Consider the following 25,929-nt stretch of genomic DNA (forward strand, 5'->3'; position numbering starts at 1 on the left):
GCATGTCCTCCTATGTAATTTTAGTCTTCTTTAAACGGATTTACTACATCCTGCATGAAGTCATCATCTAAGTTACTTGGGAAATTTTCTCCAAAATCAGAAAATGAACTGTCATTAATAAAATCTTGCATAGCTGAATTAGCTTGCCCTTGGTTATGATTAGAATTGTTGTAATAATTTTGATTATTACTAAATGATGGTTGTGATTGAGGTTGATTGAAACTCATTGAATCAAATCCGTTATTTTGTCTATTTGAACTAGACTTAGATTCAAGGAACTGGATTCTATCAGCTACAACTTCTGTAACATAGACAGTATTCCCATCTTTTCCTTGATAATTTCTAGTTTGGATTCTTCCTTCTACACCAATCAAACTACCACGTCCTAAGAAACGCGCCATATTTTCTGCTTGCTTTCTAAAAGCTACACAGCCAATAAAGTCCGCTTGTCTTTGACCATTTTGATCAGCGAATGTTCTATTCACAGCAACTGTAAAATAAACCATCGGGATATTTGAACTAGAATATCTTAATTCTGGATCTTTTGTTAATCTTCCTACTAATACTACGTTATTAATCATAGTAAGTCACCCCTTATTTTTCTAATCTAACTACCATGTGACGGATGATGTCATCGCTAATTTTTGCTAAACGATCGAATTCTTTTGTAGACGCATCTGTTTCTGAAGTTAATTCTACTACATAGTAGAAAGCATCAGTGAAGTCTTCGATTTCATAAGCTAGGCGTTTTTTACCTAAATCTTTAACTTCTACTGCTTCTGCACCTTCTGAAAGAATATTTACGAATCTATCAACCACAGCTTTTTTAGCTTCTTCATCGATACGTGGTTGAACAGCAAACATTACTTCATATTTTCTCATGTGTGTTACCTCCTTTTGGTCTTTGCGACTCCCTTTTTTGCAAGAGAGTAAGGAGTAATAAAATTACTCTGTTTTCCATTATATCAATTATAAAATTAAAAATCAACAAATATCCACTATATTTTGTAAATATTATACTAGTTTTTCAAGCTTTTATTTTCTTCTAACCATCAAATATTTTTTAATGGGTTGAGTTATTGTAGAAAGAACTTCAAAATCACATTTTTTGTATAATTCCATAGCGTTCTTATTATCAGCTAAAACATTAAGAGTTATAGTTTCTACTTGTTGTTCTAAAAAAATACTATTAATAAATTTCCTTAAAGCTATTTTCCCAAAACCACGGTTTGTATACTCAGGATTTAATATGAAATTTCCTATATGAATATTTGTGCCAACTTGACGTATTTTTCTAATTATACCTATAAATTCTCCATTTTTCTGTATAGAGTATATGTTTTCAAAATTTAATAATGAATCCTCATTAAGTGGAAACTCGACGTCTGGTCCTGCCCACCTTCTCAAAAACTCTATACCTTTTTCATTTGTCCATAAGCAAACTCTTTTAGCATCATCTATACTTAAGCCTTCTATTAACTCTATATCTATCATTATATCTTCTCCTTTGTAAAATATTCATACATGTCTTCCCTAAGGGGTGTCTGCAGTTTATAGAAAAACTGAAGAACTGTATCGCCACTTTTTTCTCTATGAACTAATTCCGGTTTTCCTACTGTTTTCATCTCTCCAAGGAAATAGAATATTCTCGCTCCATCTTTATCATCTTTATTTTTTCTCATAAATAGATAAATCTTTGTTTCATCTTTATAGAAGTATTCACATTCTTTTGATTCTAAATTACGACGTGGTTTCGACATTGATGTAAAACCGTTGTCTGGTAAAAATCCATGGACATAATCATGGTTGAATGAATTTTCATCTATGTCATAATTGATAAATACCGGTAAAGTTTTTGTCTGTTCATCATATTTATAACCGCCAATAGCTAAAGGTACATAATTGATACTCCAAGAAAAAAGTTTACAAATATCTTCAAAACTATATTTTTCATAAAGGACAAAATTAGTATCCCTATATAGATTAGCTTTATAATATTTGTTATATCTATAAATTCCATATTCTACTAATTCTGCCAACAATGTTCTAAAAATATCTGACTGCAATTCTTTTTCTAATTCTTTTGATGGTTTTACCACCTTGTTATACTCATCTAAAAATATACAGTCATTAAATTTCTTTTTCGTAACACTGCTCGTTACAAAATTATTTGTAAGAATCTTCCTACTTACCTCAAGTTCATAATCAGCGATTAATTTAGTATAATCTGTAAGCATCACACCTCTAAAATCCTCTTCAAGATTTTGAGAATTTTTTAAAATTAATCTTAAAAGTATAAGCTCCTCTATTTTCTTGCTTAAGATTAAATTAGTTGATACAAAGTTTAACATATTTTCTGCTGTTTTTGATATTTTCCCATTGTAGCTATAATCTCGGCCTTTTTTAGATAAAAACGCGTAATAACTACCTGCGACCTCAAAAATCTTTTTAATATCTACCGTGTCATAATTTTCAAAGTCATAATAGGTTGGAATCCTACCGAGTTTATTTTTTAACTTGTTGTACTCATCAGAAATAAATAACCATGTATTCAATTTCACATTATCAATTGCGCTATATATTCTTTGTTTCGATATATTGTCAAAATGGATAGTCGACATTCCTGGTAAATATCTATTCCCTTGTGATAGGAACTTACGAGCTGTATCTTTATCATAAGATCTATCTCCTGATAGGGCAATCGGTATTAAAAAGTTATTTTTGTAGTTTGCGATAAAGTCTATTATTACGACAAAATCTTTGTCTTTATTTTTCCTTAAACCACGACCTAACTGTTGGATAAAAATTATCGCACTTTGTGTTGGACGGAGCATAACCACTTGATTAACTTCTGGAATATCTATACCTTCATTAAAAATATCTACGGTAAAAATATAATCTAATATATCTCCCGAGTCAGCTATTAGCTTCTCAATTTCTTTTTCGCGTTTTTCCTGACTATCTTCACCTGTTAAGCTAGTAGTTCTAAATCCTCTACTATTAAATGCATCGCTAAGTATTTGTGCTTCTCGTTTAGAAGAACAAAATACTAATCCTTTTACTCTATCCCCCGAATAGCCATAGTAATTTATTTTATCAATAATATGATCCACTCGCTTATCAGAGGTTAATCTTGTAAAATCACTAAGTTCATCTAGCGTTTCGCCATCTACTATCAAATCGCTAATCCCAAAATAGTGAAACGGACAAAGAAGGTTATTTTCCATCGCTTCTTTTAAGCGTACTTCATAAACAATATTGTTATTAAATAACTCGTAAATATTAAAGCTATCTGTTCTATCCGGACTTGCTGTCATTCCCAAATAAAAAGTTGGCTCAAAATAATCTATTATTGTTAAATAACTTTTCGCCCCCGCTCGATGCACCTCGTCAATAATAATCTCGTCGAAGCAATCTTTAGAAAAACTTCCAAACACATCAGACTTGGATATTGTTTGTATTGTTGCAAAAACAAAATCCGCTTCTATATTTTTATTTTTACCTGTAAGAAGTCCATATGTACGACTGTTCCCAAAAATAATTTTAAAAGTTTCCAAAGCTTGCCTTGCAATCTGTTCACGATGAACAATAAATAAAATCCTTTTGGCATTTATATTTTTCATCGCAAAAGCTGCTGCAAATGTCTTACCAGTACCAGTAGCAGACACAAGTAATCCTCTATTATATTGTTCTCGTAGCTTTTTAAAGTTTTCTATAAAACTTTGTTGCATCTCATTTGGACTAATTTCATCGGTAATATTATCTATTGTTTTAGGAGTTTGTTGCTTATTGTTCAAAAACTCAACTTTATATTTATCTTTTACGTTGGAGTAGTCTTCTGACATATTCCATAATGTATGAAATTCTTCTAATATGCTTGAACATAGCTGATTATCTTCTTCAACAAATGTATTCCACTCTTTGTTAATCGTTAATGCAGCACTCGTTAAGTTCGAACTACCTAACAAAATATTCCAAGAATCTTTTTTCTTAAACAAATAACCTTTTGTATGAAAACCATGATTATCTTTCGAACTAGCATACATTCTTAGCTCTATATTTTTAAAAGTAGCTAGTTTATCTAAAACTTTTGGTGTGTTAAAATACAAATAATCTGTTGTCAATATTTTCCCGCGAATATTTCTTTCTTCTAAGTTTTTTAAAGTCTGAAGCAAACTTGTCAAACCACTTTCCGAAATAAATGCCACGCTAAAAATAAATTCATCGCATAACTCTAACTCTTTTTCAAGGGTACTAAGTACTTTTTTCGCTTCTAAATGATTATTATAAATAAAAGTATTTTTCATCTTAACCTCCTTTCTTAGTATTCCTCTATATTTTATCCATTTATTATTTCATAAGTTATCAATGCTTCTTTCATAACTTTTACATTATGAACACGCACCATTTTTGCTCCACGACGTATTGCTTCTAAAGATAGTGTCGCAGTAACTATATCTCGTTCTTTAGGGTTAGTATTTCCTCCTAAAACATAATCCGTCGTTCTCTTTCTACTTACCGCATATAAAATCTCGCAACCTAGAGAGTTTAACGAGTCTAATTTTCTAGTAATCTCTAAATTAGCTTCAGCAGTCTTACCAAATCCCATTCCTGGATCGATTATTATATTTTCTTTTTTAACACCAGCCACAAGACAAATATCTAAACTCTCCCCAAGTTCACGAGCGACTTGTTCGACTTCACTACCTTCTTCTACGCCACCATTATGCATAATAACAATCGGTATATCATACTTTGCAGCAACCTCTGCCATATTGCTTCCTTTTGCTCCATTTACATCATTAAGCACGTCAACACCAGCTTTAATCATATATTCAGCAACAGCTGGTTTATAAGTGTCTATACTAAAGCATGCTTCAGGAAACTCCTTACGCAAAATCGGGAAAATTCTCTCTAAACGGCGAAGCTCCTCATCTTCTGAAATAGCTATTGAGCCAGGTCGCGTTGATTCCGCTCCTATATCAATAATATCAGCACCTTCATCTAGCATCTTACGAACACCTTCTATCGCAGTCTCAACATCGTAAAAATCTCCTCCATCTGAAAAAGAATCCGGAGTGAAGTTTAAAATCCCCATTATCAAATATTTTTTTTCATCTAAAAGTTTTTTTAGTTTAGTCATTATTATCACCTGTATTATTCTTTACTATATAAAACATATTATATCATATGCAAGTGAATTTATAGAAAAAACAAGTTCTAGCCTAGACTAAAACTTGTTTTTTCATCTTTCCATGCTTGACCTGCAGTCACTCTCTAGAAAACTATTATATTCACCTTTCCCCATGCTTTATGTTATACTATTTGAATAGGAAAACCTGAAAATACATTTATAGTTAAAGGAGAAAATATGCAAAACTTTATTGAACAATTTGGTGATTATGCACCTATAATATTTTTATTATTAGCATCTATTCTCCCTATTTTGCTATTCCCACCTGGAATTTTTTCTGTTATCGGTGGTCTTCTATTTGGATTTACAAAAGGTGCTATATTGACTATTATTGCAGCTATTATTTATACAAATATAATGTTTTTACTTTCAAGATATTTTGCGAGAAATAAAATTGAAAATTTTTTAGAAAAACATCTTACCTTAAAACAGTTTAATAGAATTTTTGGGCTTAACGACAATAAACTCGCTACCTTTTTGATTATTTGTAGACTTACTCCGATATTACCAAACAGTGTTGTTAGTTATTCTTATGGACTTACTAGAATATCATTTAAACATTATTTTATAGCCAACCTTATCGGTCTTATTCCCGGTCGATTAATTTGGCTAAATTTTGGTTCGAAATTAAATAATATCTGGAGTTTAGAATTTTTAACGGCAGCTGTTTTAGTAGTAGCTTTTATCGGAATAGGTGCTATAGTCGCAAAAAATATGGAATAAAAGGAGAACGGCTCGTCAATTGACGAGCCATATATTATGAAAAAAATATTATTAACTTGTTATAGTTATATTATATATTCTGAACTTAACACAAACTTTACACTATAACTAAAGTTTAGTTAAAAATTATTTTTTCTGCTATTTACTTTTTCTTCTTAACATTATAGAATTAAATGTATAAAATCAGGAGATACCGTCTCCTTAGGAGTTAATTTATTATGAATTTAAAATGTAAAAATAAAGTTGAAAACTTTTTGACAAAAAATAATTTAGTAGATAGTAATAATATTTTAGAATTATTTACTGAACAAAACTTAGAAAATATTATCGATAAACTGGAAACACTACCTCAAGACGAGCTAACTAGCTTTGCGCTTGAATGCGTCTGTGAAGAACTCCTTATCACCGCTTCTTATAAAATAGAGCGCACTGGAATGAAGCTTGGTCTACATCGTATGGAGCATGTTTTGGCTCTATTCAATAATCCTGAGCATGACTTGAAAGTTATTCATGTCGCAGGGACTAATGGGAAAGGTTCTACATGTTCTTATATAAAAGACATACTAAAAACTAAATATCGTGTTGGTCTTTATTCTAGTCCTAGCATGCTAAGTTTTAACGATCGTATTCGTATTAACGATGACTTTATTCCATACAAAGAAGCATATCGTCTCTATAAAGAAGTTGTTAAAGTTTATGATGCAAATAATCATGACCCTAGCGATAAGCTTTCTTTCTTTGAAATTATTACAGCAGTTGCTCTACTATATTTCAAAGATCAAAAAACAGATTTTGTTATTATGGAAGTTGGTCTTGGTGGGCGTTATGATGGAACAAATATTTTTAAAGAAAAGCTATTGTCGATTATTACAAAAATCGGGTTGGACCATACTACAATACTAGGTGATTCTTTGGAAAAAATCGCCTATGAAAAGGCCGGTATTATCCAAGAAAATGATAACGTCCTTATCTATCCAGCTAATGATAGTATTGTAGATGTTATTTCTAATATTTGTAAGGAAAAAAATGCAAAACTTTCTATTTTAGATGAAAACAATATAGAAATAAAAGATATTGGTGCTCATGGCAATAAGTTTAGCTTCAGGAATATCGACTACACAACAAAAATGGTCGGTCAACATCAAATTTGCAACGCATCACTAGCACTAGCAGCGATCTTTAATCTGCGCTCTCGTGGTATTATCGATATAGATGATAAAACAATTAGTTCTGCTTTAGCTTTGTCTACTTGGGCAGGTCGTCTAGAATGGATTCGTCCGAATATCCTATTAGACGGAGCCCACAACAATGATGGTATTGGCAGTTTGGTCAATTACCTTAGTGCTAACAACTTCCCAAAACTAAAAATCTTGTTAGGTATCCTTGAGGATAAGGACTATGAAGATATGGTGACTAAGTTAAAAACTATCCCCGCTGAGTTTTCTGCAACTAAAGTTCCTATTGAAATCAAAGAATCGAACTTGGATAATCTTGTTCGTAGTTTTAATGATACATTTGTTACTAAATATGAAAATTATGAACTAGCTCTTTCTAAGCTTATTCCTAATTTAAAAAGTGATGAAGTACTTTTAATTACAGGTTCGCTATATTTAATCTCTGCCGTTAGAGCAGAAATCTTAGAAAAATACTAACTTCATAGCATAGAAAATACCAACCGTAATATTATATTCTTACGGTTGGTGTTTTTTGGTTAATTGAAAAATATTAAATTACTTTTTATCTTTTTTTGTTTTTATTTTGCTTTTAGGCACTCTTTTAGCAGAGCCAATATTCCATACAGTTTCTTCTTGAGAAGCTATTTCTTTATAAATATCAGCACTTGCCTGCTCATTTTTTCCTACCTTAGCTTCTGACTTCTTTTTATTTTTTGGTTCTGCAGTTTTTTTCACAGGAACGCTTTTTTTATCTGATAAACCCGCTTCTTCTGCCAACTTAGTTATAGATTTAACTTCTACATCTTTACGTGGTCCTGAACCATAAACTGATGAATAAACTGGAGTTGGCTTAAACTTCCCTACATTTCTAAGTTTTGGTGTAATAATGCTTGTCTCCATAGTTTTAGCAGTTACCGATTTATTTGTTGATATTCCATTATTAGAATACTTTTCAAAAATTGCATCTAAGATACGTTGATTATTCTCTATTTTTTCTTTGCTTACAGGTCTATAACCATGGTCTATAGTTTTATATTCACCTAGTTTTCTTCCATTACCTTTATCGAAATAGTCAAAAACATCATCAGTATAAAGTTTTTCAGTATAGTCGATACCAATTTCCTCTTCCTCTTGTTCCTCTACTACTTCATCTTCTTCTAAGTGTTTTTCGACTCTCTGAACAGCAACTTCTATTGGCTCAACTTTTTCATTAACAAACTTATCAACATCATTATTCATCGTTTTCACCTTATTACGAGGAGAAATATCCGCTAATAATCTATCAATATCAACGTCTGTTGCTGTTTCATCTAAATGATTTTGTTCTTCAAGTTCAATAATCTCATTTTCATCTAAATGATAGTCGCTATAACCCTCTAGGATATCTTTTTTATGATCTTTTATTTCATCGTAGTCTTCTACTTCGATATCTTCTATACGTGCAGCTTTTTCCACTAAATCAATATCTTCTTCAATATCTTCTACATTATGTTCTTCTCTAAACTCTTTTAGATTGGTGTTTAATTTTTCTATTTCAGGTAAAGTCTCTTCTTTTTTGAAAATATCAATATTTTCTGCCTCGATAAGCTCGTCTAAGGCTGTTTTTTCTACTGTTTCTGCTCTTCTACCTTCATATAAGTCTTTTCTAAAATCTTCTACCTCTTTTGTCGCTTTAATAGTTTCATCAAAACGCTCACCTACTAGCTTCTTGCTAGTTCTATCTATATCGTCTTCAAATAAATCATCATTTCCTTCTAAAATGTCGTCAACAGTAGTATATTTGACTTTTTCACGACGTTCACCTTCTGCATCTACAGTGCGAACTTCTAATTCTGGCACAGTTCTTAGATGACTCTCTTCTTCTTTTACTTTAATCTCTTCAAAAAGTTCATCTAATTCTTTATCTTGTTTATATAATACGTTATCTTTTTGTATTTTATCTTCGCGTCTTTCTAATTTATTGAAGTTTTCATTTAATTCAACACGTGCATCTTTATTTTTAGTTTCTCTAGCTTCTGAATCTTGTTCAGCATATGCTTCTTTCAATTCATAAGCTTTAGCTATCTCATTTTTCAAATCGCTATGATCTTTTTCTAAAGCAACATCCGTACCTAAAGTATCCATCTTATGATCTTGTTTTAATCTTTTTGTTCGAACAGCTGCAAGTGTTGGATGTGTTCTTCTATCTGATTTATCTCCAAAAATATCAACATCTTTTATTTCAGAGTTTTCTACTCCTAGTTCTTTTAGTGCGTCTGTTAAACTAGTAGTATTTTCAGGTTTTCCTTCTTTTTCTAGATCTTCTTCATATTCTGATAAATCTATTTCTTCAAATTCCACATCGATAACTTTCTCATTACGAACTCGCTCTGAAAAATCTTGTTGTCCAGTTCTCTCAAATTTTTCGTCAATTTCTTCTACAAATTTGTCAGAAGTTTGCTCATCTTCCAAGTCGTCAAGTATGGCATCTAATTCTTCTTTTTCTATATCTTCTTCACTTACACTAAATAAACGTTCTTTTAGACGGCTGAAGAATCCTTGTGGTTTTTCTTCGTACTCTTCTTCATCTTCTTCATCAAAGTCTTCTACTATAGTGTAATTTTCTTCTTTTCTTAACTGTTCTTCACGTCTTTGACGTTCTAAATATGTTTTATAATCTTCAGCTTCATCTTCTTCGAAATCTTTTTCAAAGTCATCATCTGAAAATTGTTTATCATTCGAACTAGAGAATAAACCTTTTATTCGCCCCATTAATCCGCCATTGTTTTTCTCTCTTTTATATTTTTGCGGAGGTAAATCTTCTTCATCTTCTTCTGTAAACTCTATATCAAAATCTTCTGGAACACTGTATTCATCTAAATCAATTTCTTCGTATTTTCTAGCTTCTTTTTTGTCTACAATCGATTCTTCTTCAAATTCTTCTATATCAAAATCACTCTCTTTAGTTAAAGAAGCAGGTTTTTCTTGTTTATCTCTACGCCCTTCTTCAGCTTTATAAATTTCATCTTCATCTTCTTCTAAAAACCATTTTTTCCAATTAACCATAGTTACACCTCCTATTTATAAATTATTTTAAATTCAATTCTTTTAATTTAGTACCTGCTTTAGCATCTTCTTCTAATACTAAAATACCTCTTACTTCTTCTTGAGGTAAACCTAATTCACGTTTTGAACATAGCATACCGTTAGAATCTACACCACGTAATTTCGATGGTTTAATAAGTAATCCACTCGGCATCATCGCTCCACTAAGAGCTACTACGACTTTTTGTCCAGCTTCTACATTAGGTGCTCCACAAACAATTTGTAAAGTTTCTTCTCCAACATTAACCGTTGTTACTTTCAGTTTATCTGCATCTGGATGCTTTTCACAAGTAAGAACTTCCCCTACTACGAAGTAATCATCGTTATTACCCTCTAAATCTATTTTGATACCATTCTTTTCTAGACGTTTGCTCAAAATTTCTTTTTGTTCATCAGATAATTCGATACTTCCCTCACCTTCTAGTTTCAAATTTTCAACATTAAAAATATTTAATCCTACTAATACTCCATTATTATCTTTAATAAGTGTAATATTTTTCTTATCTTCATAAGTAATCTCTTCACTATTTTGAATAGTAATTAATAATGTTTCTCCTAGCATTTTCTTATTGTAAAAAAATAACATAATCGTTCTCCTATACTATTTTAAATTTTAGTCGCTTTATTCAACAAAAATAAAATAACTTTCTAATTTTTCTCCATCATATTTGAATGTAATTGTTGTTATCGGAACTGTACCTTCTGTAAAGAAATGAACCATCATTTTTTGCAGAATCTCCAGCCCTTTTTTATTTTTTATATCCGCTATGATAAGAACATCCTGATGAGGTAAGCCTAAATAATATGACTCTCCAATTTTTTTATAAAAATAATCTAAAATATTTTTATCAATAACTCGTGCTCCATCATAGCCATCTTTAGCATTTAGAAAATAAAATTTATTTCCTTCTACTTCATCTAGATTATATTTTAGTGGTAAGTTCTCTAGATTTCTTTTAGCAAATTCAAAAATCTCATCTAATGACAACGAAAGTTTCTCTAAAAAAGTCTTATCTAGAAGCTTATACCCTTTTTCAAAATCATAAGCTAAATAAATGTCCGTTTCATTTGTATGCGGAAATTTAACAAGTTGTTGTTTATTATCTCTGTTAAACCCTGTTGAGCGAACAACGGGGTAAACCTTATCTACCAACTCTTCTTTTATAATATCGTCTAAAGATACATTATCTTGAGCTGTAAAATTATTCACAATATAATAAATAAATTCTTCTACCTTTTTATCGCTTTTCTCACTTTTTTTGTCGCCTAGCTTTCTTATAAAACTATCTATATCAATCTTTGCTCGGCGATTATTATATTCTAAAATAAATATACTATTATCTTTTTCTCGTCTTTCGTGAATTTTTAAAGTAGGTAATTTTTCTATAATTTTTTCAAAAATACCATCTCTTGTATAAGACATATTTCCTCCTATTGTGTATAATATGGCAATTTAATTATACCATATATCTTTATATTCTAGCAATACCAATAAGCTATTTGAAGCTTTACTATAAAATATTTTATCTATTTTTATTTGCACCTTTATTTTTCTTTTGTTATAATTTAGATATTATTTTATAAGGAGAATATAATGGCAACAAATGAAGAAAACAAAAGATTAGAGTTGCTAACTAAATATACTAATTGGATAAAAAAAAGCAAACTAAAACTTTTAATCGTTTTTATTATCTATTGCACTGTTTTACTGCTAAACTTTTTATTGTTTAAAAACCATCGTATCTTCACTACTGCAAGCTTACTTATGTTTGCTTACGTTATTTATGTAGGCTCACTAATTTGGTTTATAAATAATAAACTAATCGCTAAAATTGACAGTGTTGATTTCAAAATAAAATAAGAGTATAATCTAGTTTTTTAAAATCATATCGAAAACACTCGATAAAATTGAAATTCTATTTTATACTCTTATTTTTATTGCTCAAAAAATTTTCTTAAATACGCTAAAAAAAAACTTACACAAAAAAATTTTTTGTGCTATAATCGTTAATATTCTCAAAAAAGAAAGGAGTCGTAATGACAAATAGAAAAAATTCAAAATTGTTCCTAGTTTTATTTTTAGGAACTCTATCGGCATTTGGGCCATTCGTTACAGATTTATATTTACCAGCTTTACCATTTATGGGGGAATATTTTGGCGCTAATACCTCTACAGTTCAACTTACACTTACAGGAAGTATGGTTGGTTTGGCCTTAGGACAGTTACTTATCGGGCCTATTAGTGATAAATATGGAAGAAAAAAACCACTATTAATCAGCCTTATTGTTTATCTAATCAGCACAGTTGCCATTATTTTTTCACCTAATATATATTTAATGGCAATCCTTAGACTTATCCAAGGGCTTGCATCTGCTGGAGCTTTAGTTATCTCAAGAGCTGTTTCTACCGATCTTTATAGAGGTCGAGAAATGGCGGAATTTTTTGCACTTCTTATGGCGGTAAATGGTCTTGCTCCAATTTTATCACCGATTATCGGTAGCTTGTTGCTACAATTTACTGACTGGCGTGGGATTTTTGTTACCTTAGCACTTATAGGTGCACCTTTAATTATTACATCCGTGAAATTTAATGAATCATTAAAAAAAGAAAAGCGTCTTGATGTCCCAGTTCTAAAAACATATTCATCTATTGTAGCAGTAGCTAAAAACAAACTATTCTTTATGCTTGTTATGATTCAAGGTTTGGCTATGTCAGCTATGTTTGCTTATATCGCTGCTTCTCCTTTTATTCTACAAGTCCATTACAACTTATCTTCGTTTGCATATAGTTTATGTTTTGGACTTAATGGTTTAGCTTTAGTTTTAGGAAGTAAAAGCACTACAAATTTTAGAGAAAAAACGAGCATGACTTTAGGTTTATCTATTATGCTTTTAGTAAGTATTTATTTAACCATCGTTCTTACTCTGACACTACCATTTATTTTTGTTGAGATTGGTTTCTTTTTACTTCTTTTAGGATTAGGTTTTATTTTACCTGTAGGTGGGGCTTTAGCCATGAGTTTAGAGCACGAACGTGCTGGTAGTGCATCTGCCCTATCAGGTTTTGTTCCATTCTTCTTAGGTGGAATTGTCTCGCCTCTAGTTGGAATTGGTAATATTTTCTATTCTAGTGCAATAGCTATTCTTATATGTTCAGTTGCATCATTCTTACTATATAAGGCAGTTGAGAAAAGAATATAGAATAAACAATCTCTTAGAAGTGTTGGCTTTATGGTCATTTACCTTTCTAAGAGATTTTTCTACATCTTACTAAAAAAACTCTCGAAAAAATTTCCGAGAGTTTTTTATTTTATATTACATTCCCCAAGCAGATAACCCTTGTGCTTGATATGCGCGAGTTGCTGCGTTGATTTGATCTTCAACTGTTGCTGTAGATCCCCATCCTGGCATTGTTTGGAATAATCCACTTGCACCTGATGCATTTCTTGCACCTGGCTGACCATTTGATTCACGAGCAATGATATATTCCCAAGTAGCAGCTGCTACTCCTGTACGACGAGCCATTTCTTGCGCTGCCGCTGCACCTGTTGCTCCAGCTGTATTCCCGTTTGCTAGTGTTACTGAACCACCCGCTGTTTTCACCATTTGGCTAGCTGGACGTTGTTTTGTTCCAACAACTACTACTTCTGACGTTGCTTCTGTTAAAACTTTCTCTGAAACAACTGTTTTAGATACTTCTTTACCATTTTCTCTTACTATGTTGTAAGTAACTTCTTTTTCTCCATCTTTACCTTCAACTTTAGTAACTTTTTCATCTACATATTTAGTATCATCTTTTTCTTCTTTAGTTTCAAATTTTACAGCTTCTTTTTTTGTTTCCGTAGTTGTACTATTTCTTGTAATTTTAATAGTATCTACTTCTGCTACTTCACTGCTTAATTCTGGAGTTACTTTATCTTGTTCTCCTAAAGTAATATTAAGCTCTTTTAGGATATCTTCTACTTTTCTATAAGTAGTTTTTCTTGTTGTTGTAGTTTCTCCATCAACTATAGTGATTTCACGAGCTCTGTAGATATTAATAGTTTCTCCACCTTTAACTTTTGTGTCAAGCCCTGGCTCGATTCTATCATCAGCACTAAATGGAATATCATTTGCAATAAGTATTTCTCTTACAGTTCCTTTTTTAGTTTTTAATTCAATTCGTGTATTATCCATGTTTACCGCAAAAGCCGATTTTCCTGTGTACTCTTCTGCTATCATAAATGCTCCTGATAATAATACTCCTGATGTAGCCGCTGCTACGAAAATTTTTCCTAATTTCATTTTTGTTAATCAATCTCCTTTTTATCTATTTTAAACAACTTACATGCATTATTAAATGTTTGTTTTGTTAGTTGTTCATAAGTCATCTCTCTTAAGTCTGCTATTTCTTGTGCAACATAATGCACATATGCAGGTTCGTTTCTTTTACCTCTATAAGGTGTTGGCGTTAAATACGGACAATCTGTCTCTACTAAAAGTTTATCCAATGGACAAGCTTTTGCTACTTCTTTAGGTGTCTTAGCATTTTTAAATGTTACTGGACCTCCTAATGAGATGTAGAAGTCTTCTTTTAACATAATCTTCATACTTTCTACTGAACCTGAAAAACTATGCATTATTCCACCAACTTCACTAGCTTTTTCTTCTTGAAGGATTTTTATAGTATCTTCCATCGCATCTCTTGTATGAATTACGATTGGTTTATTTACTTCTTTCGCTAGTTGAATTTGCCTTCTAAATACTTCCTTTTGAATATCTTTCGGACTTTTATCCCAATGATAATCCAAGCCAATCTCTCCGATTGCAACTACTTTATCATTTGTCAATGCGATATTTTTTATCATTTCATACTTTTCTTCTGTGAAATCTATCGCCTCAACTGGATGCCAACCTACTGTTAAATACAAAAAGTCATATTTAGCCGTGATTTCTAGTGCTTTTTCTATACTTTTGTCATCGAAGCCTACTATATTTATTAACTTTACGCCCGCCTCTTTGGCGCGTTCTATAGTTTCTTCTAAGTCATCTAAATAAGCATCATCATTTAAATGCGCATGTGTATCAAATAACATATTACGCCTCCTTCACCTTTAAGATTATAACAAAAGAAAATTTCAGTAGAATATCTAAACTATTTCAATTACGTTACAATACCTTTTCATTTCACAAAGAACTGACTAAAGCCCTTATAAATCAATGTTCTCTTGGGAATTTTAAAAAGTATTAGTTACATATTATATCTATAATATCTTAAATCAAGCTAAAATTTTAATTTCTGTTTCAATTTTTCTTCTAATAAATTTTAAAAAATATCTCCTAATAATTTATATTTTACCTATTTTAGAGTTTACAATTTTCTTATAAAGTAAATTTGCATAATAAACATCTTATATGATATAATTCTTATAAGCCGCTATAGTTAAATGGTATAATAGAGCAATGGTAATGCTCCGTTCCCAGTTCAATTCTGGGTAGCGGCATAAAAAAAATAGTTTTTAGTGAAAACTAAAAACTATTTTTATTTTATTCTGCTTTAATATCGACTATTTGCGCATCTATAAGACTTTCCAATATTTCTGGTTTAACTTCTACTTGGTGTCCTACTTTACCCGCTGAAACAATAATTGTTTCAACCTCGCGACATCTATCATCTACAAATGTTGGAAAAAGTTTTTTCATCGCAAATGGAGAACACCCACCTTTTACATATCCTGTAATTTTTGTTAAGTCTTTTAATGGTAACATCGATAAACTTTTTAATCCTGCTGCTTTCGCCAATTTTTTGAAGTTGATGTTATCCTCACTCATTAGCACACCTACTACGTAATTTCCTTTACCATCTGTCGTCATAATTGTTTTAAAAACTTGATTATGATTACGACCAATTATATCAGCAACTCCAACACCAGTCTTTGCAGCGTCACTTGTTGCGTCAAATTCAAAGTGGGTATATTCTACATTATTATCATCTAAAAATCTCATAGCATTTGTTTTGATTTCTTTTTTCTTAGCCATACTTTTACCTCATTATATTACTTTTGTACTTATCTCAGTAATTATTTATAAACTATATTTTACTCCAAAGTAATATATGTGTCAAAAACTTATTACGGTAAATTATATATGATTATAGAAGAATTTAGCTGTTATTATCTTAATTGAATCCTTTAAATTTAATTTATTCTATAAAATAATATATCAAAAGACGAAAACTCAAAAATAGAATTTCCGCCTTTCTTATATATACTCAAACTTAAGATGTTTTCAGATATAAACTTATTAATATTTCATATGCAGCCCGATAAGTTATATTACTTAATGTTCTATATTACTTATCTCCCCAAACTTCTTGTGCAATTTCGCTAATTAAAGCAATTTTTTTCCATTGATCTTCTTCTGTTAAAATATTTCCTTCTTCTGTAGAAGCAAATCCACATTGCGTACTTAAGTAAATATTTTCTAATGGTACATATTCACTTGCTTCACGAATACGCGCGATTACCTCATCTTTATTTTCTAACTTTCCTGATTTTGAAGTAAGTAGTCCTAAAACAACCTTCTTATCATTTCCTACTTTGGCAAGTGGTTTGAAATCACCTGCACGATCAGTATCATATTCTAGGTAGTAGGCATTAACGTTCTCTTCACCGAATAACGTATCCGCCACGCTGTCATAACCGCCAGAACTAGCCCATGTCGAGTGATAGTTCCCACGACAAATATGAGTATTTACCACTAAGTCTTCTGGAAGATCTGTTAAAATCCCATTATTAAGGGTAATAAATTCTTTTTTGAATGTTTCACGGATTCCTTCTGGATCAAAGCCGCTTCCTTCTGCGATTAATTTAATTAATCTATCATCAACAATTGCACCCCAAGTACAATCATCCAATTGAATTATACGACATCCCGCATTGTAATGTTCTTTAATTACTTGTTTATAAGCTGCGATAATATCTGCGAATAGCTCTTCTTTATTTGGATAAATACTGTTTGTTTGGGCAATATGCTCTTCATCACGAATCAACTCAAAGTAAAACTGTGCTGGTGCTGGAATAGTTTGCTTAACTTCTGCTCTATCACCTACTAAATCGCGTAAAAACTTATAATGTTCTACAAATGGGTGATTTTCTCCAGAAATTTTTCCAACTACATCTGCTGAGTCTGGTTTTGTAGTTTCATCATGGAACTGATAACCAATTTTTGCTTGAGTATGTTCTACTCCATTAAGCCCCCAGAAGAAATCAAGGTGCCAGTATGCACGACGAAACTCTCCATCTGTTACTCCTTTTAAACCATTAGCAATTTGTTTTTCTACTAATTCTGTAATTACTTTATCTTCTACTTTTGTTAACTCTTCTTGAGTAATTTCTCCAGCCGAAAACTTAGCTCTTGCTTCTACTAACTCTTTCGGTCTTAAAAATGATCCCACATGATCTACTCTATACGGTGCTTTTCCTACTAATTTATTTTGACAATTTTTACACATAATTTTTTCCTCTCTAATCCTGATTTTTTTACTTCATAAAACTTTTTGCTTCTAACTTCTTTACTTTCTTAATTTCTATATTTTATAAACTTCTAACTTTCTTTACTTCTTTACTTTTTTTCTATAAAAGGCCTTTATTTTTCTTCTTCTGGCAGTATTGCTACTACACGAGCTGGAGATCCAGTCGCTTCTGTCCAGTTTGGATAAGCTACTGAAATCAATGCTCCAGTTGCTGGTACTTGATCAAGATTTGCAAGTACTTCTACTTGATAAATATCTTGTTCCAATAAATAATACTCATTTACCAATCCTTCTGCCGCCGCACTCACTCCAGAGTCAGTATCTAGAGTTTCATGACCAACTGCCTTAACTTTTCTTTCTTTAATTAAAAATTCTAATGCTTCTCGAGACCAACCTGGTGTATGTTGCACTTCATTTTCATCAAGATTTCTTATTTCATCATAGTTAGGCCAGCGCTTAGACCAATCACTACGGAATGCTACAAATGATTCTGGAATAATCTCCCCATATTTTTTTTCAAAATCAAGAATATCCTGTTTAGTAATTTCATAATCATTGTTAGTAGCTACTTCAACACTCTTATCAATAACATATAAAGGTAACAATAAATCCTTTAGCTCAATCCCATCAAGCCATCTTCCACCTTCTACAAAGTGGATAGGGGCATCTATGTGAGTTCCATATTGACCAACTACTGAAAATTTTTGGACATAAAATCCATCTTTCAATGTAAATAATGTTTCTTTTTCTAATGCTGGTAATGCTGGAAACTTCGGAGAGTTTTCATCAATCTTGTGGCTTAAATTTACCCATTTTTTAGATTTTAACGTTTTATAAATACTTAATAATTCTGACATTGTTTTTCCTCCAATATTTATATAAAATTCTAAGTTAATTCTCCTTTTGATTATTTTGAGAAATAAAAAAATCCTCACAGAAGCTACGCTTCTGCAAGGACGTCTAATCATTTACGTGTTACCACCTTACTTTATGATATTCTCACAAATATCAGCTCAAAAAGTACGCATCAAATTTGATGTTATACCCTGAAGCTATAACGGGCTCACCCGTAAAGGTCTAATTATTCGACCATTAACACTCAAAGACCATTTTCAAAGTTTCCAATACGATCTCTTTTCACCAACCGAGACTCTCTTTACCATCTTTCACTTTTACTTATCTTATCGACGTGTGAATCATTAACTTGTGATTAAGTATACCAACTTTTAAAAGTAATGTCAATAGTTTTTTGAAAATAAAATTTGTTTTTTAGAGCTTATTTCGGACTTAATTAATATATAATTCGTTTTTTAATTATATTTCTTTTCTAAATCAATCTAATTGTTTCTTTAAAAAGATAAAAACGGACTTTTGTTTATAACGAACAACTGTATTTCTCGAATAATTAATAGAAAAAATTTTCCGAGAATTTTTATGCTACACTTTTATCAAACTTAAATTCTTTTAGATTCTAGATTAGTTTTGTCATCATGCGGTGTATCTATAACTATATGATTTCTTCTAAATTTTTTATAATATTTTTCAAGTTTTTTTCTACGTCACCTATACTACTACTTACACTATATAATAACATATTCAGAAACTCTTCAAATTGTTTAGGAAGAATCTTAGCATGTTCTTTAGCATACGAAATCATTCTCTTTTCCCCTGGATAAGTAAGTTCATTTATCGCAAAGATAATATCAAAATAAGATTCTATAAATGCTGCAATACGGTGATTTACACTCACAAAATCTCCGCGATTAAATGATTTTAAAATCTGCTTATCATAAGAAGGTAAATTCCCTGTTAATAAACGGAAATTTTTTGAAATAATATTTTCTTTTAACTCCTTGGGAAACGGAACGCCAAATCTTTGTTGTATTCTATAATATTCTTTATAAGGATCATAAAGAATTTTACTATTTTTCAAATTATGCCATTGGCATGTTGTATATCCGTTACCTGCATGATGTTTTTCCACAACATTTTCTATATTATTTTCAAAATCATTTATATTTCTATAGATAATATCTATATCTATTCCGTCAGATAAAGTGCAATCATCTTCACATTCCCAAAATTGATTATTTAACTCAATATAAGAACAATATTTATCTAAAATTAATTTTCTAACATCTTTGTCGGGAATGCTTGTACAATAAATATATAGGTCATAATCAGAACTTTCATCATAGTTATTACTACTTCTAGAACCTCCTAATACTATTGCCGTTACCTCTGGTAATTTAGTAAATTCAAACCAAAGTTTATCAAATGCCACCATTTTATTGTCCTTTCTTCGTTAATAATTATATTAACAAAATTTTTATTACACTTTATTATAACATATATCTACGTTTGAATATTCACAGACTTCAAACTATTATTTGGAATTTATACTACACTTAGTTCTACATTAATAAAAACTGATTTCTAACCTTATGTTGAAGATATGTTTTAAGTTAATTTCCCCTTCTTCTTTTTAATCTTCAAGTTCATATTCTCTCTAATCAAGTCAAATAATTAGATTACTTTAGCTTGCTTCGTTGGCATCTTCCAAAGATTGTTTTAACTCTAACCATGTTTTCTCCACAGATTTTTACTACTCCTCTATTTCATATATCATTTTTCCTAAATAGTAAATATTCATAATGCAATCTACATGAATATCATCATCCAGCCACAACCATCCTTGAAATACAGCTCTCCCCCAGTTATATGTTTCAACAATTACTTCAAATTCACCGTCTCTATACTTATCTTGATATTCTTCTAAATAAATAAATGCCCCTGAAAACTTTTCTCTTATTGTGTCATTAAATACTAGAAAATCTACATCATCTATATCTACTTTTTCAAAGATAATCTTCGCTTTATGAGTATTTTCTGATTTATCTTCATTATAAGAAAAAATATAATCAAAGTACAATATCAAATTGTCATTTATATGCTCAATTTTTAATATTCTTGCGTCATGCAATGAGTACTTAAAATATTCTCCAAAGCCCCTTTCTATTCTCATTATAGTTCTCCTCTATATAGTTATTCAAATACAAATAGTATTATTATTATTTCAACATGTTGCTTCTTATTTTGATTATATCAAATTCAATTACAACGTTCAATGATATCTCATATACTCAACTTTCTTTATACTATCTTTTGGTGAAACTATAAAAAAGCATCTTCATCTTTTTTATTCAAGTGAAGATACTTTTATATTGATTCTTTTATTTACTTTGTCTTTTTTGTAATAACGGACTTAACACCACTCTAAATATTGAGTCAGCGATAATAATTCCCACCGCAAGTCCTACCGCACCATAAAAGCTATTTAAGAAAATACGCGCTGAGTTTCCATACTCATCTAATAATAATGTTCTAAATGCATCATAAATAGTTACCCCTGGCACTACTGGAACAAGTCCAGGTACGAAGTAAACTGTTAGTGGATTTTTAAATTTAATCGCACAAATTTGGCTTATATTAGCTAAAAGTAACGAACATACTAAACTCGACATGAAAACACTTTGTCCATGGCTCCACATTTCCCAATATCCACACCAACCTATCGCTCCGATGACGCCACCTGTAGCTAATGTTTTTCGTGGCACGTCACATACTATCGCAAATGATACCGACGAAATAAAACTAAATACGAAGTGATATAATAATAAAAGTAAATGGCTAAATACTGCAATCATTATAAAGCACCTCCTAGTAATTTAACTATATAATAAACTGTAACTATCCCTGCACCAAGCGCAAATGCAACGCAGAATGTTTCTATAAAACGAATAGTCCCAGAAATAAATTGCTTCGCTATAATATCACGCATCGAGTTAGTAATTGTAATACCAGGTACCAGGGGAACTACTGCTCCTATCATTGCAAGACGAAGTGATTGCCCATTAAGAAGAGCAAAACCGATATAACCGGCTACTCCCCCAGCAAAAGTACTAATATACTCCGAAATAAACGGAGCTTTTAAATAACCGATAACCTTAACATAAACATAATATGCTACTGCACCTGCAATACTTCCCGGAATAACATCCCAGAAACTACCATCAAATATTAAAACGATACTACCGCTAAGTATTCCTGAACATAGGACTTTAAACCAATTTGGTAGTGGACTTTTTTCATTTTGAACCCTTTTTAGAGCCTCATACATATCCACTAAACTTATTTGGCCCGATGTGTACGCTCGAGATAAAGTATTTACCGCTGTTGTTTTAGTTAGATTATACGTTCTATCGCCAACTCTTCTAAAATCTGTTCCTATTGTTTCTAAACGAATAAATATACCTGTTATTGTAACATGAGTATAATATTCATCTATTCTTGTTTCTCCAACGCCTTTTCTTATAATTCTCTCCAATGTATCTTCTGTACGGTAAACTTCTGCTCCATTTTCCATAAGAATCTTTCCTGCAAGCAAGGCGGTCTTCATTAATAATTTTTCATCCATTTTCTCTCTAAACTAAAGACTAGATTACTCTAAAGAAAATAAAAAAACTATATACCTACGACACAGTTCTTTTCATTATTATCTTTTTTATCTTTTATAAAAAAAACTTCTTCTAATCTTGTCACCTTTCTCAAATTCATTTCCAAAGCTATTATAACATAAAACCCCAAATAAAAACACACTTTTTTTGTATAATTTCTAAATTATTATTTTAATTTTTTAAAGTGAATTTTTATCAGCCTTAATATTTTATTATATTAGTAACTAGTAATTATAATAATATTAAAAAGCTGTTATCTACTCAAAGCCATTCGCTGTTTCATATTCTTTAAATAATTAAGTTTTTTATTATCCAACCTCTTATTTCTTGAATAAAATATTTATTAGTACTACAATAAAAATAGAAGTATTTAGGTTATAAGGGGGAATATCACAAGAATTACATTAAAATACGTTACATAAATAATATTATCATTAAATAAATATCAATCAACATACAAATAGGAGGAGAAATATTATGGGATGTACAACTATTCTTGTCGGAAAAAATGCTAGTTTTGATGGTTCTACTATGGTTGCTCGTACTGAAGATGCACCATCTGGAGTTTTTAGAGCGAAAAAATTCGTTAATGTAGCGCCTGAAGAACAACCACGTAAATATAAATCAGTTATTTCTAAAGTAGAAATCGACTTACCTAACAATCCAGTTCGCTATACTGCTGTTCCTAATGCTATTTTAGATAATGGTATTTGGGGGCAATGTGGAGCTAATGAATACAACGTTTCTATGAGTGCAACTGAAACTATTACTTCAAATGAACGTGTTTTAGGTGCTGATCCTTTGGTAGACTGTGGAATTGGGGAAGAAGATATCTATACTATAGTAATGCCGTATATCGCAAGCGCTCGTGAGGGAGTTACTTTTTTAGGTAATCTTCTTGAGAAATACGGAACTTATGAGATGAACGGTATTGCCTTCCAAGATGAAGATGAAATTTGGTGGTTAGAAACTATCGGAGGACATCACTGGATGGCACGTCGTGTTCCAGATGATAGCTATGTTATTATGCCAAATCAACTTGGTATTGATAAGTTTGATTTTGACGATGCATTTGGAGCTAAAAAAGAATTTATGTGTTCAGCTGATTTACTAGACTTTGTTAAAAAATATCATCTAGATTTATCTATTGATGGTGACTTTAACCCTCGTCATACATTTGGTAGTCGTAGTGATGCTGACCACACTTACAATACACCGCGTGCTTGGATACTTCAACGTTATTTCAATCCAACATCAAATACATATGATGGAATAAATGCTGATTATCGTCCAGATTCTGATAACCTTCCTTGGGCGCGTATTCCAGAGAAAAAAATAACAGTTGAAGATATTAAATATGCCTTATCTCACCATTATCAAGGAACAGAATATGATTCATATTCAAAAGATATTCATTCAGTGAAGAAAGGAACTCTTCGCCCAATCGGAATTAATCGTACAAACTTTTTAGGGCTTGTGCAAATTAGACCATATATGCCAGATGAACTTAAATGCCTTCAATGGTTAGCTATTGGTTCTTGTGTTTTCAATGCTATAGTTCCATTTTACACTAATATCAATCGCACACCTGATTATCTAGCTAACACTACAAATCAAGTAACTACAGAAAACTTCTATTGGACTAATCGCCTAATCGCAGCTTTATGCGATGCTCATTTTGCTGATACTGCTTCTCATATTGAGCGTTATCAACTAAAAGTTCAATCGCAATCAACAGCGTTAATAAATAAATATGATGAAAAATTTATTGCCGAAAAAATTTCTAAAGATAATGCTAAAGATTTCTTAGAAAAAGCCAACGAAAACATCGCGGATGAACTTAAAGTTCAAACAGATGATTTATTAGATAAAGCACTTTATACTGCAAGTTGCAATATGAAAAACAAATTCTCAAGATCTGATGCATAAATATATCAAAAGAGCCATATGATAATAAATCATATGGTTCTTAAAAGGAGAATGGCTTGCTAATATTAGCAAGCCATTAAATATCATGAAAAAAATATTATTAACAATTAAGAATTAAAATTTTCTCATCACTCTTCTTGAAAATTAAATTTAAAAATTATCTAAACCTTAGTATTTCTTTAGAGTTAAGCTCTATTACCTTTGTCGCAACATTCTTTACAAATTGACTATCATGACTGATCATAATAAGAATCCCAGGATATTTAGAAAGTATTTTTTCTACAGCCTCTATAGTTACAATATCTAAAAAATTTGTAAGTTCATCCAACAACAAAACATCTGTTTCTTGGAAAAGAAGGCTTATAAAATATAGCTTTACTTTTTCGCCGTTGCTGAGAACACTCACTTTTTTGTTAATATCTGTTCCTCTAAAATTAAGTAAGGCAAGTATATTACGCAACTCTTTTTCTTCTATATCTGTTATGTTTCTTATAAAGTTTAATACTGTTTCCTCTTTTTCAAAAATTTCTAAATTATTTTGTTCAAAGTAAGCTACTTTAAAATTGTTAGGAATCTGCTCTTTTATATAATTAAGAAATGTAGTTTTTCCTGAACCATTTTTTCCTACTAACATTACTTTATCACCACTACTAAACGAGAGATTGGTAGTCATCCATAAGCATTTTCCATTAATAAAGAACTCTTTTTCTTCTATATAAAAACTTCTCTTACTTCTTTTATTAAATATGTTTAAAAATGATATATCGTATTCCTCTTCAATCTTTTTAGGTTTAGACAATGAATTTAATTTTTCTTCTTGTTTCAGAATATTTTTCTGCATTTTCTTCTGATTTTGCGTGATCTTAGTCTTCGTTCCTATAATACGATAATCCGAGGCCATCATATTTTTTGGCTTTCCTAAAGTTTTCCCTTGTTGTTCTTCTTTCATATTACGGATAGTATCACGTATTTTACGAGTTTCTTTTTGATATTTTTTTAACTCTGAGTTATATTCACTAATCTTTATTTCTTTTTGCTCTTTATACTCCGTGTAATTTCCGTTAAACTCTACTAGTTCTCCTTGCTCTATAATCCACAATTTAGTACAAACTTTTTCTAGGAAACTTCTGTCATGCGTTGCTATACAAAATGTAGAGTTTTTTTTATTTATTAAGTTCACTATTTTATTAACATTAGCACTATCTAAATATGTTGTCGGCTCATCTAACAAATATATTCCCTTATCATTTGCAAAGTGTTCTAATATCTTTTGAACTACCATTTCGCCGCCACTTTTATCTAAATTAAGATTTTCATTAAATTGAAGAAACTCTACACTTCCTTTGTTTCGTTTATCATTTTGAATATCTTCATATATTTCTTTTAATAATGATGTTTTCCCGGAACCATTTTTCCCTATTATTCCTACAATATCTCCTTCATTTAGACTTATATTTTTTATTTTACATAAAAGTTTTCCATGACGTTCTAATTCTCTGTTTTTAATATGTAATATCACTACTAATCACCCCTTATATAAGAGCTTTTTTATAATTATACATTAATTAATTTTTTCATTCAAGATTATTTATAATTTTAAAATTACCTTTTCTTTGAAATTTGAGATTTAAAAAATATAACTTTGCTGTTAAAACTGATAAGTTCTCTCATCTCTTCATTCCTTAGAAATTTAGTTTCTTTTGCGTATTTTGCACGTAATGATTTCTACGTGTCATCAACACTAGAAATCTTAACGTTATTTCGCAGTAGACGTAATCCAATCATCTGCGACTA

General features: G+C 30.8%; 23 protein-coding genes, 1 tRNA gene and 1 other annotated feature. Of the genes, 6 read left to right on the top strand and 18 right to left on the bottom strand.

What is annotated here, in order from left to right; translation table 11 throughout:
* Positions 1-20: 20 nt before the first annotated feature.
* The 5 genes from O3802_RS03600 to folP form a co-directional block, all read right to left on the bottom strand.
* Positions 21-581, bottom strand: a complete 561-nt coding sequence (locus O3802_RS03600) for a single-stranded DNA-binding protein (RefSeq protein WP_004633523.1) — start codon at positions 579-581, stop codon at positions 21-23.
* 13 nt (positions 582-594) lie between these two features.
* Positions 595-882, bottom strand: coding sequence for a 30S ribosomal protein S6 (gene rpsF, locus O3802_RS03605; protein WP_111743574.1), 288 nt, complete (start codon positions 880-882; stop codon positions 595-597).
* 153 nt (positions 883-1,035) lie between these two features.
* Complete coding sequence (locus O3802_RS03610) at positions 1,036-1,494, bottom strand: GNAT family N-acetyltransferase (protein WP_371458343.1); 459 nt, start codon at positions 1,492-1,494, stop codon at positions 1,036-1,038.
* A complete protein-coding gene (locus O3802_RS03615; protein WP_371458344.1) occupies positions 1,494-4,307 on the bottom strand; it encodes a DUF3427 domain-containing protein in 2,814 nt (937 codons plus the stop codon). Before O3802_RS03615 ends, O3802_RS03610 begins: the two co-directional genes overlap by 1 nt.
* 32 nt (positions 4,308-4,339) lie before the next feature.
* On the bottom strand, positions 4,340-5,143 hold the full coding sequence (folP, locus tag O3802_RS03620) for a dihydropteroate synthase (protein ID WP_371458345.1): 804 nt from the start codon (positions 5,141-5,143) through the stop codon (positions 4,340-4,342).
* A gap of 228 nt (positions 5,144-5,371) precedes the next feature.
* Here folP and O3802_RS03625 point away from each other — a divergent pair, with 228 nt between their 5' ends.
* Together O3802_RS03625 and O3802_RS03630 are read left to right on the top strand one after the other, a co-directional pair.
* Positions 5,372-5,917, top strand: a complete 546-nt coding sequence (locus O3802_RS03625) for a TVP38/TMEM64 family protein (RefSeq protein ID WP_371458346.1) — start codon at positions 5,372-5,374, stop codon at positions 5,915-5,917.
* Positions 5,918-6,135: 218 nt separating this feature from the next.
* Positions 6,136-7,569 carry a bifunctional folylpolyglutamate synthase/dihydrofolate synthase gene (locus tag O3802_RS03630; RefSeq protein ID WP_371458347.1) on the top strand — a complete coding sequence of 478 codons (1,434 nt, stop codon included), beginning with the start codon at positions 6,136-6,138 and terminating at the stop codon, positions 7,567-7,569.
* A 78-nt stretch (positions 7,570-7,647) separates the two neighbouring features.
* Here O3802_RS03630 and O3802_RS03635 read toward each other — a convergent pair whose 3' ends face one another.
* From O3802_RS03635 to O3802_RS03645, 3 genes are read right to left on the bottom strand one after another with little or no spacing between them, the layout of a single operon-like run.
* The gene (locus O3802_RS03635) at positions 7,648-10,137 is read right to left on the bottom strand and encodes a V-type ATP synthase subunit I domain-containing protein (protein WP_371458348.1); all 2,490 of its coding nucleotides are present in this window, start codon (positions 10,135-10,137) and stop codon (positions 7,648-7,650) included.
* A 22-nt stretch (positions 10,138-10,159) separates the two neighbouring features.
* Positions 10,160-10,762: a YtpR family tRNA-binding protein gene (gene ytpR / locus O3802_RS03640; RefSeq protein WP_371458349.1), complete on the bottom strand. Its 603-nt coding sequence runs from the start codon at positions 10,760-10,762 to the stop codon at positions 10,160-10,162.
* A gap of 36 nt (positions 10,763-10,798) precedes the next feature.
* The gene (locus O3802_RS03645) at positions 10,799-11,599 is read right to left on the bottom strand and encodes a DUF1444 family protein (protein WP_371458350.1); all 801 of its coding nucleotides are present in this window, start codon (positions 11,597-11,599) and stop codon (positions 10,799-10,801) included.
* Between the two features lie 171 nt (positions 11,600-11,770).
* Between O3802_RS03645 and O3802_RS03650 the strand changes: the two genes are divergently transcribed.
* Complete coding sequence (locus O3802_RS03650) at positions 11,771-12,037, top strand: transporter (RefSeq protein WP_371458351.1); 267 nt, start codon at positions 11,771-11,773, stop codon at positions 12,035-12,037.
* 176 nt (positions 12,038-12,213) lie between these two features.
* The gene (locus tag O3802_RS03655) at positions 12,214-13,377 is read left to right on the top strand and encodes a multidrug effflux MFS transporter (RefSeq protein ID WP_371458352.1); all 1,164 of its coding nucleotides are present in this window, start codon (positions 12,214-12,216) and stop codon (positions 13,375-13,377) included.
* Between the two features lie 114 nt (positions 13,378-13,491).
* On the opposite strand, the gene O3802_RS03660 is transcribed toward O3802_RS03655, so the two are convergent.
* Positions 13,492-14,460: a resuscitation-promoting factor gene (locus tag O3802_RS03660; RefSeq protein WP_371458353.1), complete on the bottom strand. Its 969-nt coding sequence runs from the start codon at positions 14,458-14,460 to the stop codon at positions 13,492-13,494.
* A 5-nt stretch (positions 14,461-14,465) separates the two neighbouring features.
* Positions 14,466-15,251: a TatD family hydrolase gene (locus O3802_RS03665; RefSeq protein WP_371458354.1), complete on the bottom strand. Its 786-nt coding sequence runs from the start codon at positions 15,249-15,251 to the stop codon at positions 14,466-14,468.
* 337 nt (positions 15,252-15,588) lie between these two features.
* On the opposite strand from O3802_RS03665, the gene O3802_RS03670 reads away from it, so the two are divergent.
* Positions 15,589-15,659: transfer RNA gene (locus O3802_RS03670), tRNA-Thr, on the top strand.
* 43 nt (positions 15,660-15,702) lie between these two features.
* On the opposite strand, the gene ybaK is transcribed toward O3802_RS03670, so the two are convergent.
* The 7 genes from ybaK to O3802_RS03705 all read right to left on the bottom strand — a co-directional run bounded on the left by ybaK (position 15,703) and on the right by O3802_RS03705 (position 22,166).
* Positions 15,703-16,194: a Cys-tRNA(Pro) deacylase gene (gene ybaK / locus O3802_RS03675; RefSeq protein WP_371458355.1), complete on the bottom strand. Its 492-nt coding sequence runs from the start codon at positions 16,192-16,194 to the stop codon at positions 15,703-15,705.
* A 313-nt stretch (positions 16,195-16,507) separates the two neighbouring features.
* A complete protein-coding gene (locus O3802_RS03680) occupies positions 16,508-17,668 on the bottom strand; it encodes a 5-methyltetrahydropteroyltriglutamate--homocysteine S-methyltransferase (protein WP_371458356.1) in 1,161 nt (386 codons plus the stop codon).
* A 134-nt stretch (positions 17,669-17,802) separates the two neighbouring features.
* The gene (locus tag O3802_RS03685; protein WP_371458357.1) at positions 17,803-18,546 is read right to left on the bottom strand and encodes a cyclase family protein; all 744 of its coding nucleotides are present in this window, start codon (positions 18,544-18,546) and stop codon (positions 17,803-17,805) included.
* Between the two features lie 92 nt (positions 18,547-18,638).
* Positions 18,639-18,886: a binding site (T-box leader), on the bottom strand.
* A gap of 310 nt (positions 18,887-19,196) precedes the next feature.
* Positions 19,197-19,976, bottom strand: coding sequence for a DUF4037 domain-containing protein (locus tag O3802_RS03690; RefSeq protein ID WP_371458358.1), 780 nt, complete (start codon positions 19,974-19,976; stop codon positions 19,197-19,199).
* A gap of 318 nt (positions 19,977-20,294) precedes the next feature.
* Positions 20,295-20,714 carry a hypothetical protein gene (locus O3802_RS03695; RefSeq protein WP_371458359.1) on the bottom strand — a complete coding sequence of 140 codons (420 nt, stop codon included), beginning with the start codon at positions 20,712-20,714 and terminating at the stop codon, positions 20,295-20,297.
* A gap of 208 nt (positions 20,715-20,922) precedes the next feature.
* Positions 20,923-21,396 carry a threonine/serine exporter family protein gene (locus O3802_RS03700; RefSeq protein WP_281665470.1) on the bottom strand — a complete coding sequence of 158 codons (474 nt, stop codon included), beginning with the start codon at positions 21,394-21,396 and terminating at the stop codon, positions 20,923-20,925.
* A complete protein-coding gene (locus tag O3802_RS03705; RefSeq protein ID WP_281665471.1) occupies positions 21,396-22,166 on the bottom strand; it encodes a threonine/serine exporter family protein in 771 nt (256 codons plus the stop codon). Before O3802_RS03705 ends, O3802_RS03700 begins: the two co-directional genes overlap by 1 nt.
* A gap of 517 nt (positions 22,167-22,683) precedes the next feature.
* On the opposite strand from O3802_RS03705, the gene O3802_RS03710 reads away from it, so the two are divergent.
* Positions 22,684-24,135 (top strand): C69 family dipeptidase, encoded by a 1,452-nt coding sequence (locus O3802_RS03710; RefSeq protein WP_371458360.1) that lies wholly within the window; start codon positions 22,684-22,686, stop codon positions 24,133-24,135.
* Positions 24,136-24,292: 157 nt separating this feature from the next.
* On the opposite strand, the gene O3802_RS03715 is transcribed toward O3802_RS03710, so the two are convergent.
* A complete protein-coding gene (locus O3802_RS03715) occupies positions 24,293-25,654 on the bottom strand; it encodes an ATP-binding cassette domain-containing protein (protein ID WP_371458361.1) in 1,362 nt (453 codons plus the stop codon).
* Positions 25,655-25,929 lie beyond the last annotated feature (275 nt).

It is taken from the genome of Gemella sp. 27098_8_92 (assembly GCF_041433685.1).
Taxonomy (GTDB): Bacteria; Bacillota; Bacilli; order Staphylococcales; family Gemellaceae; genus Gemella.